The sequence below is a fragment of the Caballeronia sp. LZ016 genome (assembly GCF_031450805.1).
In the GTDB taxonomy this organism is placed as follows: domain Bacteria; phylum Pseudomonadota; class Gammaproteobacteria; order Burkholderiales; family Burkholderiaceae; genus Caballeronia.
The window spans coordinates 182335-195944 of record NZ_JARTVY010000004.1 but is presented as its reverse complement, the minus strand read 5'-3'; the positions used below and the strand labels follow the sequence as shown (position 1 = coordinate 195944).

19 protein-coding genes are annotated in these 13610 nt (G+C 61.9%); 13 read left to right on the top strand and 6 right to left on the bottom strand.

What is annotated here, in order from left to right:
- The first annotated feature begins 33 nt into the window (after positions 1-33).
- Positions 34-915, top strand: coding sequence for an oxaloacetate decarboxylase (locus tag P9220_RS21395; RefSeq protein ID WP_309767495.1), 882 nt, complete (start codon positions 34-36; stop codon positions 913-915).
- Between the two features lie 9 nt (positions 916-924).
- On the opposite strand, the gene P9220_RS21390 is transcribed toward P9220_RS21395, so the two are convergent.
- Positions 925-1224, bottom strand: a complete 300-nt coding sequence (locus P9220_RS21390; protein ID WP_309767493.1) for a DUF4148 domain-containing protein — start codon at positions 1222-1224, stop codon at positions 925-927.
- 225 nt (positions 1225-1449) lie between these two features.
- On the opposite strand from P9220_RS21390, the gene P9220_RS21385 reads away from it, so the two are divergent.
- Positions 1450-1743 (top strand): DUF1330 domain-containing protein, encoded by a 294-nt coding sequence (locus P9220_RS21385; RefSeq protein WP_309767491.1) that lies wholly within the window; start codon positions 1450-1452, stop codon positions 1741-1743.
- 47 nt (positions 1744-1790) lie between these two features.
- On the opposite strand, the gene treA is transcribed toward P9220_RS21385, so the two are convergent.
- A complete protein-coding gene (gene treA, locus P9220_RS21380; protein WP_404989566.1) occupies positions 1791-3407 on the bottom strand; it encodes an alpha,alpha-trehalase TreA in 1617 nt (538 codons plus the stop codon).
- 42 nt (positions 3408-3449) lie between these two features.
- On the opposite strand from treA, the gene P9220_RS21375 reads away from it, so the two are divergent.
- Entirely contained in the window at positions 3450-3677 is a 228-nt protein-coding gene (locus P9220_RS21375; RefSeq protein ID WP_309767490.1) for a hypothetical protein, read from the top strand.
- Positions 3678-3704: 27 nt separating this feature from the next.
- On the opposite strand, the gene P9220_RS21370 is transcribed toward P9220_RS21375, so the two are convergent.
- A complete protein-coding gene (locus P9220_RS21370; protein WP_309768218.1) occupies positions 3705-4865 on the bottom strand; it encodes an aldose epimerase family protein in 1161 nt (386 codons plus the stop codon).
- Between the two features lie 143 nt (positions 4866-5008).
- On the opposite strand from P9220_RS21370, the gene P9220_RS21365 reads away from it, so the two are divergent.
- The 5 genes from P9220_RS21365 (at position 5009) to P9220_RS21345 (ending at position 9015) form a co-directional block, all read left to right on the top strand.
- Entirely contained in the window at positions 5009-5185 is a 177-nt protein-coding gene (locus tag P9220_RS21365) for a hypothetical protein (RefSeq protein ID WP_309767488.1), read from the top strand.
- 107 nt (positions 5186-5292) lie between these two features.
- Positions 5293-7929, top strand: coding sequence for a PAS domain-containing protein (locus P9220_RS21360; RefSeq protein WP_309767486.1), 2637 nt, complete (start codon positions 5293-5295; stop codon positions 7927-7929).
- Positions 7930-7970: 41 nt separating this feature from the next.
- The gene (locus P9220_RS21355; RefSeq protein ID WP_309767485.1) at positions 7971-8180 is read left to right on the top strand and encodes a hypothetical protein; all 210 of its coding nucleotides are present in this window, start codon (positions 7971-7973) and stop codon (positions 8178-8180) included.
- Between the two features lie 52 nt (positions 8181-8232).
- The gene (locus P9220_RS21350; RefSeq protein ID WP_309767484.1) at positions 8233-8490 is read left to right on the top strand and encodes a hypothetical protein; all 258 of its coding nucleotides are present in this window, start codon (positions 8233-8235) and stop codon (positions 8488-8490) included.
- 72 nt (positions 8491-8562) lie between these two features.
- Positions 8563-9015, top strand: a complete 453-nt coding sequence (locus P9220_RS21345; protein ID WP_309767482.1) for a YaiI/YqxD family protein — start codon at positions 8563-8565, stop codon at positions 9013-9015.
- Here P9220_RS21345 and P9220_RS21340 read toward each other — a convergent pair.
- Positions 9012-9323, bottom strand: a complete 312-nt coding sequence (locus tag P9220_RS21340) for a hypothetical protein (protein WP_309767481.1) — start codon at positions 9321-9323, stop codon at positions 9012-9014. The two genes, P9220_RS21345 and P9220_RS21340, sit on opposite strands and share 4 nt — an antisense overlap.
- 106 nt (positions 9324-9429) lie before the next feature.
- Between P9220_RS21340 and P9220_RS21335 the strand changes: the two genes are divergently transcribed.
- The 4 genes from P9220_RS21335 (at position 9430) to P9220_RS21320 (ending at position 10952) form a co-directional block, all read left to right on the top strand.
- The gene (locus P9220_RS21335; RefSeq protein WP_309767479.1) at positions 9430-9693 is read left to right on the top strand and encodes a DUF6566 family protein; all 264 of its coding nucleotides are present in this window, start codon (positions 9430-9432) and stop codon (positions 9691-9693) included.
- A 67-nt stretch (positions 9694-9760) separates the two neighbouring features.
- On the top strand, positions 9761-9904 hold the full coding sequence (locus P9220_RS21330) for a hypothetical protein (RefSeq protein ID WP_309767478.1): 144 nt from the start codon (positions 9761-9763) through the stop codon (positions 9902-9904).
- Between the two features lie 93 nt (positions 9905-9997).
- On the top strand, positions 9998-10306 hold the full coding sequence (locus P9220_RS21325) for a hypothetical protein (protein WP_309767475.1): 309 nt from the start codon (positions 9998-10000) through the stop codon (positions 10304-10306).
- Between the two features lie 61 nt (positions 10307-10367).
- Positions 10368-10952, top strand: a complete 585-nt coding sequence (locus P9220_RS21320; protein ID WP_309767474.1) for a peroxidase-related enzyme — start codon at positions 10368-10370, stop codon at positions 10950-10952.
- Here P9220_RS21320 and P9220_RS21315 read toward each other — a convergent pair.
- Positions 10949-11764 (bottom strand): DUF2071 domain-containing protein, encoded by an 816-nt coding sequence (locus tag P9220_RS21315; RefSeq protein WP_309767472.1) that lies wholly within the window; start codon positions 11762-11764, stop codon positions 10949-10951. The two genes, P9220_RS21320 and P9220_RS21315, sit on opposite strands and share 4 nt — an antisense overlap.
- Positions 11765-11819: 55 nt before the next feature.
- A complete protein-coding gene (locus tag P9220_RS21310) occupies positions 11820-12539 on the bottom strand; it encodes a YdcF family protein (protein WP_309767470.1) in 720 nt (239 codons plus the stop codon).
- Between the two features lie 115 nt (positions 12540-12654).
- On the opposite strand from P9220_RS21310, the gene P9220_RS21305 reads away from it, so the two are divergent.
- Positions 12655-13554 carry a LysR substrate-binding domain-containing protein gene (locus P9220_RS21305; RefSeq protein ID WP_309767468.1) on the top strand — a complete coding sequence of 300 codons (900 nt, stop codon included), beginning with the start codon at positions 12655-12657 and terminating at the stop codon, positions 13552-13554.
- The last annotated feature ends 56 nt before the right edge of the window (positions 13555-13610 follow it).

The following is a 13610-nucleotide window of genomic DNA, read 5'->3' as shown; positions in this document are numbered from 1 at the left end:
TCGATCCGCTTCTCTATTTCCGGACATCCAGCCATGACAACATCTTCTTCCCGCCGCCGCGCCGCGTTCCGAGAACTGGTCAATGCACGCCGTGGCCTTCTTTTGCCGGGCGCATTCAACGCGATGAGCGCGCGTGTCGCCGCGGACCTGGGGTTCGAGGCGCTGTACATCACCGGCGCGGGCGTCACGAACATGTCGCTCGGCATGCCGGATCTCGGCTTTATCGGCCTTGCCGAAGTTGCGGAGCACACGACGCGCATCCGCGATGCAGTGGATCTCCCGCTCGTCGTCGATGCGGATACCGGCTTCGGCAACGCACTCAACGTGCGCCATACGATACGCACGCTCGAACGCGCGGGCGCGGACGCGGTCCAGCTCGAAGATCAGGTCATGCCGAAGAAATGCGGCCACTTCGCGGGCAAAGCCGTGATCTCGACGAGCGAGATGGTCGGCAAGATTCGCGCCGCAGTGGACGCGCGCGAAGACGAGAACTTCCAGATCATTGCACGCACCGATGCCTGCGCCGTCGAAGGCTTCGACGCCGCAATCGAACGCGCGAACAGGTTCGTCGAAGCCGGCGCGGATATTCTTTTCATCGAGGCGATCGAAACGCAGGAGCAGATCGCGTCGTTGAACAAGCTGGTGAATGCGCCGCAACTGATCAATATCGTCATTGGCGGAAAGACCCCTGTAACGGGCCGCGATGAACTGGAACGGCTGGGCTTCAGCCTCGTGCTGTATGCGAACGCCGCCTTGCAGAGCGCGGTGCGCGGCATGCAGACGGCGCTCGGTGCGCTCAGGGAACATGGCAGGCTCGACGAAGACCCTGCCATCGTGGCGCCCTTCGCAGAGCGCCAGAGACTCGTCGACAAGCCTTTGTTCGACGAGCTCGATCGCAAATACGCTGCGGACTGAACGATGCGCTTAGCGCGTGTACATCGCGTTCCAGTCGGCTTGCGAGACGCCATGCCCCGATTGCGTCGCGCCAGTCGACACACCGCCATACGCAGTCGCGCCCTGGCGAGCGGCGAGCTTTGCTTCGGCTTGCTGGATGGCTTGCGGGTAATGCGCCTGATCACCGTCGCCGACGTGATAACCCACGCTCTGCAGTTCCGCGAGTTCTGCACGGACCTGGGCGCGTGTGATCTGGCTGCCTTGCGCGAACGACAGCGCGGGAAGAACGAGAGCGGTTGCGATAACTGCGGCGCGAATCGAAGACTTCATTTTTTAAACTCCAGTGACTTGGGTGCTTGCCTCTTGCGCTGACGCGTCGAAGCAATGAACAAAGTCTAGGCTGATCTTTTTAGCGGGTTAACCCCTAGACACGGAAAGCACTCTTCACTGAAATGCGCGGAATGGCGCACACGGAGCGGAAGGCGATTATTTGTTATGCTCGCCCTCGCATCGGCGCATCGCGCCAGGGCGCTCAACGAACAACAGGAGATTCAGATGGCTAAAGCATATTGGGTCAGCGCATACCGCAAGATTCACAAGCCCGAGCAAGTCGCGGAATATTCGAAGCTCGCGACCGAAGCGATCAAGGAAGCGGGCGGCCGTCCGCTGGCGCGCGGCGTCGCATCGACGGTGCACGGTGCGGGCATCGCTGAGCGCACGGTGCTGATCGAATTCGATTCGCTGGAACAGGCACTCGCTACGTTCAACGGCGAGAAGTATCAGGAAGCGCTGCGCGTACTCGGCGATGCCTGCGAGCGCGACTTCCGCGTGGTCGAAGGGCTGGAATAAGCATCACGCGCGAGGCGGCGCAACGCGTGCCGCCTCGTCGTGCCCGGCTATTGTCCGGGCGCGTACAGGTCCAGCAAACGCAAGGTCACGCCGTTCGTCCATCCGAAGCCATCCTGCAGCGGATATTCCCCGCCCCCGCCGCCGCCCGTCCCCGTTCCTTCCACGATGTACTTCTCCACGAGCTTCTGCTCCGTGGCATAGACGTGATTCACGTCCGTCAGAAAGCGCGTGCCGATCTGCTGCGCAAGATCGCCGCGGCCATAACGGCGAAGCCCCTGCACGGCGATCCAGTGCAGCGGCGCCCAGCCGTTCGGCGCGTCCCACTGTTGCGTGGTGTTATGCGTGGTCGTCGTGAGACCGCCGGGCTTGAGCAGCAAGGCTTCCGCCGTGCGCGCGGTCGCATGCGCGCGATCCGGCCACGCCGCCCCTGCGAACAAGGGATAAAGCATCGCCGCCGAAGGGTTGTTGCGCGGCTGCCCGAGCTTCCAGTCATAGTCGCCGTAATAGCCGTTGCTGTTCCAGAGATACTTGTTGATGCCGATGGCGCGCTTCGCTGCCTTGCCGATGAATTCCGCCACGCAACCGAAGTCGCGCACTTCGCCGCAGCCCCGCGCGATCGTCGTTTCCAGATGGAACATCAGGCTGTTGAGGTCGACGGGCACGATGGATGTGGTGCGAATCGTGGCGAGCGTCTGGTTGTCGCCGAACCATCGCGAACTGAAATCCCAGCCGCTTTCCGCTGCTGCGCGCAGATCGCGATACAGCTCGTTAGCAGGCCGGTCATGGACGGTGGCGGCCGTCGTCACGTCCTGCAGATAAGACTCGTCGCGCGGCGTATCGCGCTCGTCCCAATAGCGGTTGAGCACGGTCCGATCCGGCAGCATCACCACGTTGCGCACCGCGCCTCCCGGCTCGAGCGAATGCGAGCCTTTCATCCAGTAGTGATATTCGCGGCGCATCTGCGGCAAGTATCGTTGATACACGCGGCCGCCTTCCTTGTGCGCGGCAAGCTCCACCATGTACGAAAAGAACGGCGGCTGGGAGCGGCTCACGTAGTAAGAGCGATTGCCGTTCGGTATGTGGCCGATGGTATCGATGAGATAGGCGAAGTTGTCGAGCATGTTGTCGACGAGGTCTTCACGCCCTGCTTCCTGAAGCCCGAGCATCGTGAAGTAGGTGTCCCAGTAGTAGCCCTCGCGGAAGCGCCCGCCCGGCACGACGTAAGGCTTGGGCATCGGAATGAGCGTGCTGTAGGGCGGCACCGTCGACGTATTGCGAGTCAGCGCGGGCCATAGCCAGTTGATGTGATCGCGCAGCGTTTGATTCGGCGGCGGCGTGATGACCTGATCGGTCGGCGGCGTGAAATACTGCGCGACGAACGCCGACAAACTGAAGCCCGGCACCGCGCGCTGCTGAAGATAGAGCCTGTTGATCTGCGCCGGGTCGATCTTCGGCGTCGCATCGACGAAGGTCTTCTGATCGGGATAAATCTGCTGCGTCTGCACCGCGACGAAAAGCTCGCCGTAAAGCTCGCTCGGCGGCGGCGGCACGACATAGCCGTTCTGCGCATCCGCATGGGCGACGCTTGCCGCGCCCAGAAGAACCCACGCACCAAGCAATCGGCGCATGTCCTGCGCCTGACGATACCGCGACAGTACGATCATGTTCACTCCTTCAAAGGGTGACGGCCCGGACTGGTCCCCCTCGTGCCTTCTGTTTTTCATGATGCAAAGCACAGCGAAGCATCGCACGTTCTGCTGGTCGATGGCAATCGTTCCCGTCTTCGTCCGTCCGGCATAAAAGTGCTGTTACGACGCGGTCTTGCGGTGGCGATCTCGGTCTCACGCTATGTCGGCGAGCGGACGAGCGCGGCATGGTCGGAGTTGCAGACGATCGTATCGGCCGTGAGGCTGGCGCTCACGTTCCTGCCATGAACGGCGCTCGCATGAGCGCAGCGCGTCTTAACGCACGCCGAACTTCCACACGGTGATCTCGTGATATTCGTCGCCGGGCCGCAGCTCCGTCGAAGGAAACGACGGACGGTTGGGCGAATCGGGAAAATGCTCGGCTTCGAGCGCGAAGCCGTCGGTCTGTCGATAGGCGTTCCCCGATACACCGATAACGCTGCCATCGAGTCCGTTCGCCGTATAGAACTGCAGGCCCGGCTGCGTCGTATAGACATCGAGTACGCGGCCGCTCGCGGGATCATAGGCGCGCGCGGCGAATGCTGGCTCGCCCTCGCGCTGGCCGGGCTTATCGAGCTTGAAGTTCTGGTCGTAGCCGCGCGCATGGCACAACTGCGGAAACGACGAGCGCAGCCGCGCGCCGATCGGTGTGAGCGCCCGCAAGTCCAGCGGCGTGCCTTCCACGGATGCGATCTCGCCGGTCGGTATCGAATCGGCATGCGTGGGCGTATAGGTCGACGCCGCAATCATGATGAGCTGATTCTCCACGCTTCCACTGCCCTCGCCCGCCAGGTTGAAATAGCTGTGGTTCGTGAGATTGACGACCGTCGGCTTGTCCGTCTTCGCGCGATAGTCGATGCGCAACTCGTTATCGTCGGTGAGCGCGTAGGTGACATCGACGGTCAGCGTGCCCGGGAAGCCGTTCTCATTGTCCGGGCTGACATAACGCAGTTGCACGCCCGCGACCGTGTTGTTCTGAAACGTCCGCACGACGGTCCAGACTTTCTCATCGAAGCCGTGCGGCCCGCCGTGCAGCGTGTTGGGCGGATCGTTGACCGGCAATTGATAAGTGCGGCCGTCGATCGTGAATCGTCCTTGTGCGATGCGGTTCGCATAACGGCCGATGACGCTGCCGAAATGGATGTTGCCGTTATACCGCTCGTAGTCGGCGACAGAGCTGAAGCCGAGCACGACATCCGCGCGACGCCCGCGCCTGTCGGGCACATCGATACGCGTGACGATACCGCCATAAGTCATGCAGTTCATCGACATGCCGCGCGAATTCGCGAGCGTGTATTGCACGACTGGCTGACCTTGCTGCGTCGCGCCAAACGGAGCCGCAGAGATGGTCGCCGCACGAGTGGACAAAGGAACGACAAAAGCGATTGCGATGGATACGGCCCGTGTTGCAGCCGTGCTTCGAAGAAACGGAGTCATGGTGGAGTAGCAGGACAGGCGAGTTCGACGGCTCATCGAAGCATCGGCTATGCCCAGCGCGTTTTTGCTCCGCAAGCGATCAGGCATGAGGGATGCGCGCACCGCCCTGAGCGACATCGTTTCCAATGACAGAAGGAGTGCAAATGACCCAGCAGACCGATCGTCCGACGCCGCCCGTTCAAACCACGACCGATCCGAATACGGCGGATCGACGCCTTAGCGAAGAGCAAAAACAGAACCTCACCAACGAACCCGATCCGCCGTCCGACGACAAGGCGCATCCGTTGCCCGACCCGAACGCCGTTGGCGAAGACGGCTGAGTCGGACTCATCGGCGCACGGCCGTGCGTGCGCCTTTTCATGCGATGTGGTATCCGTACGCAGAAAGCAACGACGCGCCTCGTCGTTCAACCGTAGCAAGGACGACCATGTACGATCCTGCTCACTTCCTTCCCTCGTTCGTATGGCGCGCGGCGCGCGACGGGATGATCCAGTACGCGAATCCCTGGGCATGCCGTTATCTCGGCCTTGCGTCTGACGAATTGATCGGCAGGCACTGGCGCGAATTCATTCATCACCAGGACGAAGAACTCGTGCGCGACGCCGTTCGTCAGATGCGCAACGACATGCTCCTCAATAACGTCGATGTCCGCCTCTTGCGCGCCGACGGAGAATTCCGCTGGCATACGCTGCACCTCCAGGCGCGGCGCGATGAAGAAGAGCGTATCGCCGATACCGTGGGCGTCGCCATCGACATTCACGAATGCCGCCATGCGTGGGAGCTATACGAAGCGAGCGAGCGGCGTCTTCAGGCCGCGTTCGCGGGCGCGCGCATGGGCGCATGGGAATGGGACATGACGACGCGCGTCGTTCGCATGACCGAACAACTCGCGGCAATGTACTCGTTCCCGCCGGGCACCGAGACCGCGATGCTCTCGGAAATATGGGACCGCGTCGCGCCGGAGTCTCGCGAACTGTTCCAACGCAACCTTGCCGAAGCGCTGCGCGATGGCGGCCCCTTCGAGTTCGACTTCATGCTCGACGGCGGCGCCGTCACTCGCCGATGGCTGCGTATGCGCGGCAACCCCGAGTACGATGCGCGCGGAACGCTCGCGCGCGTCTATGGCGTGAGCTTCGATATCAGCGAGCAGCGCGCCGACGAAGAGCGCCTGAGTCTCAGCGAGCGGCGTTATCGCGCGCTCGTGGAATCGACGGGCGCGCTCGTCTGGTCCGCCGACGCGAACGGCGAGATACATCCTTCGAGCGGCGACTGGCAGAACTTCACGGGCGCACGCTGCGAGCGGCTCGCGCGCTGGGGGTGGCTCGACTTCGTTCATCCTGACGACCGCGAGCAGGCGCGTGAGACATGGCTCCAGGCCGTGCGTCAGGGCGAACCGACCACGCTCACGTTCCGCATGTATCGCAGGGATGGCGCGTATCGCATGGTGCAGGCGCAGGCCGCGCCGCTTCACGACGAGCAGGGCCGTCTGCAGGAATGGTTCGGCACCACCACCGATGTCACGCCGCGATACGAGGCGCAAGCGGCGATAGAAGCACGCAGCCTGCGCCTCACGGTTGCGATGCAGGCCGCGAAAATCCATATCGTTTCGCTGGAACTCGCTACGTGGTCGCTGATGTTCGAGACCGTCGGCAAGCTGCGCACGGAGCCGATCGAAACGGTCACGTATGAAGCGGCGCTCGCCCGCGTCCATCCCGACGATGCACCGACGCTCGACCGTTTCGTACGCCGCCTCGCCGCCGGCGAAGACCCTCACGAACAGTTCGAATTTCGCGTGAAGGACGCACAGGCCGAGCGATGGATGCAAGGCAGCGCGCTGCTTCAGCGTGGCAAGGACGACAAGCCGTTGCGCATCATCGGCAGTCTGATCGACATTACCGAGCGCAAGCACATGGAGCTCATGCTGCGCGAATCGGGACGCCGCAAGGACGAGTTCCTGGCGATGCTCGCGCATGAACTACGCAACCCGCTTGCGCCGCTGCGCACGGCCATCGCGCTGTTGCAAAAGGACGAAAGCGTGTCCGAACGCACGGGCGATCTCGTCGAGCTGATGCGCCGGCAAGTCGAGCACATGACGCGCATCGTCGATGACCTGCTCGAAGTGTCGCGCATCACGCAGGGACGCATCGCGCTCAAGACGGAGCCGGTGCTCGTCGGCACGGCTGTCTATCACGCCGTCGAAGCGGTCGCCGCGATGGTGGAAGCGCGCAGGCAGCACATACAGGTCGATGTCCCCGATGCGACCACCTGGGTCTGCGGCGACGTCACGCGCCTCTCGCAGATACTCGTCAACGTGCTGAACAACGCGACGAAATACACGCCGGAACAAGGACAGATTTCGGTCAGCGTGCAGGCGGAACAGGACTGGGTATCCATCGTGATAGCGGATACCGGCACCGGCATTTCCGCCGATCTGCTGCCCAAGGTGTTCGAGCTTTTCTCGCAAGGCGAACGGACACTGGACCGGTCGAATGGCGGACTCGGCATCGGGTTGTCGCTCGTGAAGAAGCTGGTCGAGATGCACAAAGGGACCATCACCGTGCAGAGTCCGGGGCCGGGACTCGGCACGACGGTGATCGTGCGGCTGCCGCGGCTGCATCACCATGAACGGCACTCGGCGCTTGCGCTATCCGAAGCCGGCGCCCTCGGCACGCAGGCCGCGCTGCGTGTACTCGTTGTCGACGACAATCGCGACGCCGCCGATTCGCTCGCGATGCTCTGCGAATCGGAAGGACATGTCACGCGCGTCGCGTATTCGTCGGAGGAGGCGCTGGCAGCTTCGCAGTTCGAAGCCGATGTCGCCCTGCTCGATATCGGCCTGCCGGACATCGACGGATACGAGCTTGCGCGTCGCTTGCGGCGCAAGGGCGATAGTGCGCCGCTGCTCGTCGCCATCACCGGGTACGGACAAGCGGAGGACCGCTTGCGCGCGCAATCGGCCGGCTTCGATTATCACTTCGTCAAACCCGTCAACGTGGAGAGCCTGCTCAAGCTATTGTCGTCTCTGACTGCCGACCGCCCCGCCGGACGCGCTGCGGAACGATGATTGCTCACGACGTGTCACCGAAACTCATCTTGGAGGCACGCATGGCCGAGCAACACAAACCGGGGCAAAAGGTCGAGACTTCGGGCATCTATCGGGTCGTCAGGGAAGGCGATAGCGGCACGGCGTTCGAAGTGACGTGCGTGGAAGGCGAGCACTTCCCGCCGACGCGTAGCGGCAAGGGCGCGCATTATGAGCTCGTGCATGCCGCGACGCATTCGCACAAGCACCACGAACTCGGCAGCGCGGACTGACGTCACGAGAGGGCGACGCGCGGCGTTGCCCGTCAATCGCAAGGAACAGCACATGAATCCCGAACCATCCGATCCGGTCGAGCGCGCGGACAAGCGGCGCGAAGCGATCGGCGAAGGCGACGTCAAGGAAAAAGCGGACGGCACCATCGAGCAGCGCGAACACGGCAGCATGGACGCGTCGCTCGTACCCAAGGGCAAGGATCATCCGGAGCAAGGCGCTTACACGCCGGAGAACGATCATATCGATCCCGACGTCGACCCTTCCGCGAGCAGCGACCATCCGCGCAGCAAGCCGGATTCGGAAGCGTAGTCATCGAATGTAGAAAGTCGAGCGCGGTGCGCGTGCGCTAAGATGCGCGCTCCGCGTTTTTCGAGCCGCTTCATGCAAATTCTGGTCGATGCCGACGCCTGTCCCGCCGTTGTCAAGGACATTCTCTTTCGCGCAGGCCCGCGCGTTCAGGTCTGCGTGACACTGGTTGCGAATCAGTTTCTTCGCACGCCCCCTTCGCCCTTTATCAAGGCCATACAGGTGCCCGCCGGCTTCGACGTCGCCGATGCGCGCATCGTCGAATTGACGTCGCCGGGCGATCTCATCATCACCGCCGACATACCGTTAGCCGCCGCCGTGCTGGCCAGGTCCGCGCACGCGCTCGATCCGCGCGGAGAGTGGTTCAGCGCGGAGAATATCGAAGAGCGCCTGACGATACGCGCAATGATGGATCAGTTACGCGGTAGCGGCGTCGATACCGGCGGCCCCTCGCCTTATAGTCCCCGCGATGGCAAGAACTTCGCCGCGCAACTGGACCGCTTTCTCGCAAGGCGACGTGCGCCTTAAGGACGCGGCGCCTCGCTTTCCGGTCCCGGCATACGGCGATCAGCGTCCGGGTTGCTCTTGTAGTGATCCGGAAACGCCTTGCCGACGAGTGAGTCGTAATCGCCTGGCGGCGTCTTCACGATCGCATGGAGCATCTTGATGAACGCATTTCCATCGGCAAGATTGTCGACGATGACGCGCGCCGTTCTCAACGAAATCGACTCCGTCAGAGGCGGCGCATTGCCGTCGTCCAGCTTGAATCTGAAGCGATGAATCTCCGCCGTGGACGACTGCGGCGGCGCTTCGTGCGACACGATAGTGGCTTTCATGTTCGTCGTTATAGTGCGTGGCAACTGGCGTTTAGCAAGTACCGAACCACGGCACACCGTCTGCTTCAATGTCCTTCGATCCACGACATCATCGAGCGGAGGCCCCATGCACAACGAAAGATTTTCATTCGACGGATACGATGTGACCGTCACGGCGGAGCAGGTCAGCACCGGCGACTGGACATCGCGTATCGAAGCGTTTCGCGATAACCAGCCCGTTGCGCTGCCCGATGTGGAAACGCTCGGCCCGAACTGGTCCACGTCTGACGAGGCGGTGCGAGCCGGCGTCGAACAGGCGCGGCGATTGATCGACCGCTATTGTCGCGGCCATGACGACCAGCATACGGATCGCGGAATCGGGTCCGCCTGAAGCGTGAAGGCAGGAACGACGTATGCACCGGTGACAGTCCCTACCCCTCTTTGCAAGGAGCAAGCAGATGCCTCAATCCAAGCTCGGCAACAAGAATCCGACGAACCCGAAGAACCCGCATAACGATCAGCAGAAGGGAAAGGCCGAAGGTCAATTGCAGCAGAACCAGCAGAAGCAACCGATGCATCAAGGTGGCCAGCGGCAGCCGTGAGTACGCTGTCACGCGGTGATCGACTCGCGCCGCGCCGTCATCGACACGACGGTGCGGCCGGATCATCGCATCGGCACTTTCAGGAGACGGAACATGAACGCGCGAACGATCAATCGACTGTTGGGCGTGCTTGCGCTCGGGGTATCCGGCGCCGTGTTCGCGGCGGATGCAGGCACGGCCTCGCAGCATAACGGCAACGCGGGGCAGGGATCGGCAGGCGGCATGCAACCGCGCACGCCGGGCGGCGGCACGGGCGGTTCGGGCGATGGCTTGCGTACGCCGGGACAGGGTTCTTCCGGCGGCATGCAACCTACTACACCCGGTGCGCACGGAGGCACGTCGAATCAGCCAGGCGCGCCTATCAGTTCTTCATCCGTTAGCGGCGGGAATAAAGGGCAATAAGCGCTCCGCGGTGCGGCATACTGCATGATCGAGCGATACTCGACTTCATGACGGAGCCACCATGCCCAACGCCCCCATCAGCCGTTTTCCCGTTCCCGATCCGAAAGCCTGGCCTGACGATATCCGCGCTCGCATTCTCGAAGTGCAGGAGAAAGCCGGCTTCGTGCCGAACGTTTTCCTGACGCTCGCGCATCGGCCGGATGAGTTTCGCGCGTTCTTCGCGTATCACGTTGCGTTGATGCTCAAGGAGGGCGGGCTTACCAAAGGCGAGCGCGAGATGATCGTCGTGGCGACGAGCGCGGTGAATCAATGCCTCTATTGTGTCGTCGCGCATGGTGCGATTTTGCGCATCTATGAAAAGAATGCCTTGCTGGCGGATCAAGTGGCAGTGAATTATCGCAAAGCGGATATTACCGGGCGTCAGAAGGCTATGCTCCAGTTCGCTTTGAAGGTTTGCAGTTCGTCGGGTGATATCGGCGATGCTGACTTTGCCATGCTGCGCGAGCACGGGTTCAGCGATGAGGACGCCTGGGATATTGCTGCTATTACCGCGTTCTTTGGGTTGTCCAACCGCATGGCGAATGTCATTTCCATGCGGCCTAATGATGAGTTCTATTCGATGGGGCGTGTGCCGAAGCAAGGCTAGAGCAGGCGCTCAGAAAGAACGCGAAACTTCACACCCGGCACGAGAAAGCAGAACGGCCTTCCCTTCGCGCCGATGCCCTGCAAGAAATCGCCGCCGATGACATCGCCCGACGGTTCCATCGGCCGGACGGAATCAATGTCGATCGGCAAGTCGATGCGCGCATGCGCAATGCGTGAACAGTCGTCCACATGAGCGAGCGCGCCGTCTTGCAAGCCTAGAAATTCGACTGCTCGTCGCCATGAATCGAAGAACGTCTCGAACTGCTCCGGCAACGCGCGACTGACAGTTAGTTGCGCACCGCATGCGAAGTCCGGCGCACTGCCTCGGCCGCTGTCTATACGTGTCATCGATCGACGACCGACCACGCGATGCTCGAAACGCGCAGCAAGATGGGACGGCAAGGCATCGCTCAACATGCGCGTCGCAGCAAGATAGAGCCGGTTGTCGAAGATGTTCTTGACGAACAGCACGGTGGGCGCGGCATCGTTCGCGCCTTCGAACGTGCTCACGTAGAAGCGCCAGTTGCTTTGAAGCGGCGAAGGAAATAGCCGCCGCAAAGGACCGGCCAGGCTCGGGCCAAAATGGGAATGTGCATAGGTGAGGATGGTGAACAGCGTCTTGCCGTCGCGTTCCATGAGCGCGACACCGGGCGGAATGTAGCCGGCAACGTCGGCCGTATCGACGATCCAGGTGCAATACACGACATCGACGACATCGCTCGCCATCGTCATGAAGGGCAAACGCGACAGGACTGCGCGGCGTGCGCGAGCAAACGTGCTGCAGTTGAGGAGGCGATTGAATCCCGCGGCCATTCCGCGATTCGATGGGTGAACATAAGTGTTGCGCTGCAAATGAAACTCCATGAAGTCAGGACCGCGACCATCCGAATGTCTTCAACAAGAACAGCATCGGCCGAAACGAGACCGCCTCCGCATCAGGATTCAACGCAAGCCGCACGCGATACACCGCATACGCGGGCACTTCCCGCCACGCCGAATAGAAATCGATAAGTTGCAACGTGCGCGGATAAGTGCCCGAGATATCCAATGCGCCCGCCCGCGCGAAAGCCAGCTGCGCACGCGCAAGATGGTGGCACTGACTCACGAGCATCACGCTCGACATGCCATGCGCGCGCATGTAGCCAACGGCGTTGCGCGCGGTGGCCAGCGTGTTGTCTCCCTTGTCATCCACGACGATCTGGCTCGCGGGCACACCACGCTCCATCAAATAGCGCTGCATCGCCGCTGCCTCGTCGAGGCCAGGTCCGTCGATGCTTCCGCTTACGAACAGGACCGGACACTTTCCCTCACGATGACACCGCAACGCTGCATCCAGACGCGCCGCAAGGATCGGTTTTGGCGTGGCATCGTCGGTGAGCGCGTTGCCGAATACGACAGCAAGGCCGCGTGGCGATAAGGCATACTGGCGCCCGCCCAGCAAACGAGAAGCGCAGAAAGTATCCACGTCAGGGCGAGCGCACAACAAACTGCGCGCCATCGGGAGCGAAGGCAGTTCAACATCGATGAAATCAAGCAAGGTTTGATAAGGAACGCCATCCTCGTACGGTGTCGCATCGCCGTCAAGCATTTAGCTTAGGGTTCCATACTATTTGGCAGAAAATGACCTTCATGATGAACTCCTTTCAAGCCCTGCACCGCCATCCGCGATAAACTCCCCCCAGCCGATATCGCGAACAATCAACATGCGCCTGCCACCGCTGAAATCCATCATCGCGTTCGAAAGCGTCGCACGGACCAAGAGCGTCAATCGGGCAGCCGATGAACTCGGCCTCACGCCTTCAGCGGTCAGCCATCAGCTCGCCAACCTCGAAGGCATCGTCGGGCGTCCACTTTTTACGCGGCTCGGGCGCGGTCTCGTCCTGACGCCAACGGGTGCGCAATACCTCGCGGATGTCACCGGTGCGCTCGCCGAACTCAATCGCGCGACAGAGCGCGCATCGAGCGAAACGTCAGTCGAGATTCTGCGCATTCATTCGAGTCCGAGCTTCGGCCTCATGTGGCTGCTGCCGCGCCTCGCCGCGTTCCAGGAAGCCAATGGCGACATCCAGATGAACCTCGCGTGTTCGTACGAGGACGTGTCGTTCACGTCGGGCTTCTACGATGTCGATGTCCGCCACGGCTACGCGCACTGGACCGATGTCGAAGTGAAGACGCTGCGGCATGAGACCATCGCGCCGCTTGCATCGCGTGCGTATCTCGAGCGCTTCCCCGTCGCATCGCCGGAAGATCTGCTCGAGCGCCGGCTGATCTTCTCCGAGTCGCCGCTCGTGCAATGGCAGCAATGGTTCGGCAAATTCGGCGTGGCAGCCAAACGCAAGGCGTTCGACTTTTCATTCGACCGCTCGTACATGTCGCTCGAAGCCGCTGCGCTCGGGCACGGCATCGCACTCGAAAGCAAGATGCTCGCTTCGGTGCATCTCGAACGCGGCTCTCTTGTGCCCGTCTTCGGACGCGAATACGCAGTGGAAGTCGGCGCGCATCATCTGGTTTACCCGAGCCAGAATGCGCAATTACCGCGCGTCGCGAAGTTCCTTGCGTGGATGGACGCGCAAATCGAAGGCCGCGCATCCCGCAACACCTGAAAAAATCTCAGCAATAGTTGAAGCGAACTGCGTTGATCGTCAGGTCGAAGGCGCAC

What these genes read in the sequence shown, in the direction of transcription:
- P9220_RS21395 (WP_309767495.1), top strand. Translation starts at nt 34, where the DNA reads ATGACAACATCTTCTTCCCGCCGCCGCGCCGCGTTCCGAGAACTGGTC.
- P9220_RS21390 (WP_309767493.1), bottom strand. Translation starts at nt 1,224, where the DNA reads ATGAAGTCTTCGATTCGCGCCGCAGTTATCGCAACCGCTCTCGTTCTT.
- P9220_RS21350 (WP_309767484.1), top strand. Translation starts at nt 8,233, where the DNA reads ATGAATCCCGAACCATCCGATCCGGTCGAGCGCGCGGACAAGCGGCGC.
- P9220_RS21340 (WP_309767481.1), bottom strand. Translation starts at nt 9,323, where the DNA reads ATGAAAGCCACTATCGTGTCGCACGAAGCGCCGCCGCAGTCGTCCACG.
- P9220_RS21330 (WP_309767478.1), top strand. Translation starts at nt 9,761, where the DNA reads ATGCCTCAATCCAAGCTCGGCAACAAGAATCCGACGAACCCGAAGAAC.
- P9220_RS21385 (WP_309767491.1), top strand. Translation starts at nt 1,450, where the DNA reads ATGGCTAAAGCATATTGGGTCAGCGCATACCGCAAGATTCACAAGCCC.
- P9220_RS21315 (WP_309767472.1), bottom strand. Translation starts at nt 11,764, where the DNA reads ATGGCCGCGGGATTCAATCGCCTCCTCAACTGCAGCACGTTTGCTCGC.
- P9220_RS21360 (WP_309767486.1), top strand. Translation starts at nt 5,293, where the DNA reads ATGTACGATCCTGCTCACTTCCTTCCCTCGTTCGTATGGCGCGCGGCG.
- P9220_RS21305 (WP_309767468.1), top strand. Translation starts at nt 12,655, where the DNA reads ATGCGCCTGCCACCGCTGAAATCCATCATCGCGTTCGAAAGCGTCGCA.
- P9220_RS21355 (WP_309767485.1), top strand. Translation starts at nt 7,971, where the DNA reads ATGGCCGAGCAACACAAACCGGGGCAAAAGGTCGAGACTTCGGGCATC.
- P9220_RS21335 (WP_309767479.1), top strand. Translation starts at nt 9,430, where the DNA reads ATGCACAACGAAAGATTTTCATTCGACGGATACGATGTGACCGTCACG.
- P9220_RS21365 (WP_309767488.1), top strand. Translation starts at nt 5,009, where the DNA reads ATGACCCAGCAGACCGATCGTCCGACGCCGCCCGTTCAAACCACGACC.
- P9220_RS21345 (WP_309767482.1), top strand. Translation starts at nt 8,563, where the DNA reads ATGCAAATTCTGGTCGATGCCGACGCCTGTCCCGCCGTTGTCAAGGAC.
- P9220_RS21370 (WP_309768218.1), bottom strand. Translation starts at nt 4,865, where the DNA reads ATGACTCCGTTTCTTCGAAGCACGGCTGCAACACGGGCCGTATCCATC.
- treA (WP_404989566.1), bottom strand. Translation starts at nt 3,407, where the DNA reads ATGATCGTACTGTCGCGGTATCGTCAGGCGCAGGACATGCGCCGATTG.
- P9220_RS21320 (WP_309767474.1), top strand. Translation starts at nt 10,368, where the DNA reads ATGCCCAACGCCCCCATCAGCCGTTTTCCCGTTCCCGATCCGAAAGCC.
- P9220_RS21325 (WP_309767475.1), top strand. Translation starts at nt 9,998, where the DNA reads ATGAACGCGCGAACGATCAATCGACTGTTGGGCGTGCTTGCGCTCGGG.
- P9220_RS21310 (WP_309767470.1), bottom strand. Translation starts at nt 12,539, where the DNA reads ATGCTTGACGGCGATGCGACACCGTACGAGGATGGCGTTCCTTATCAA.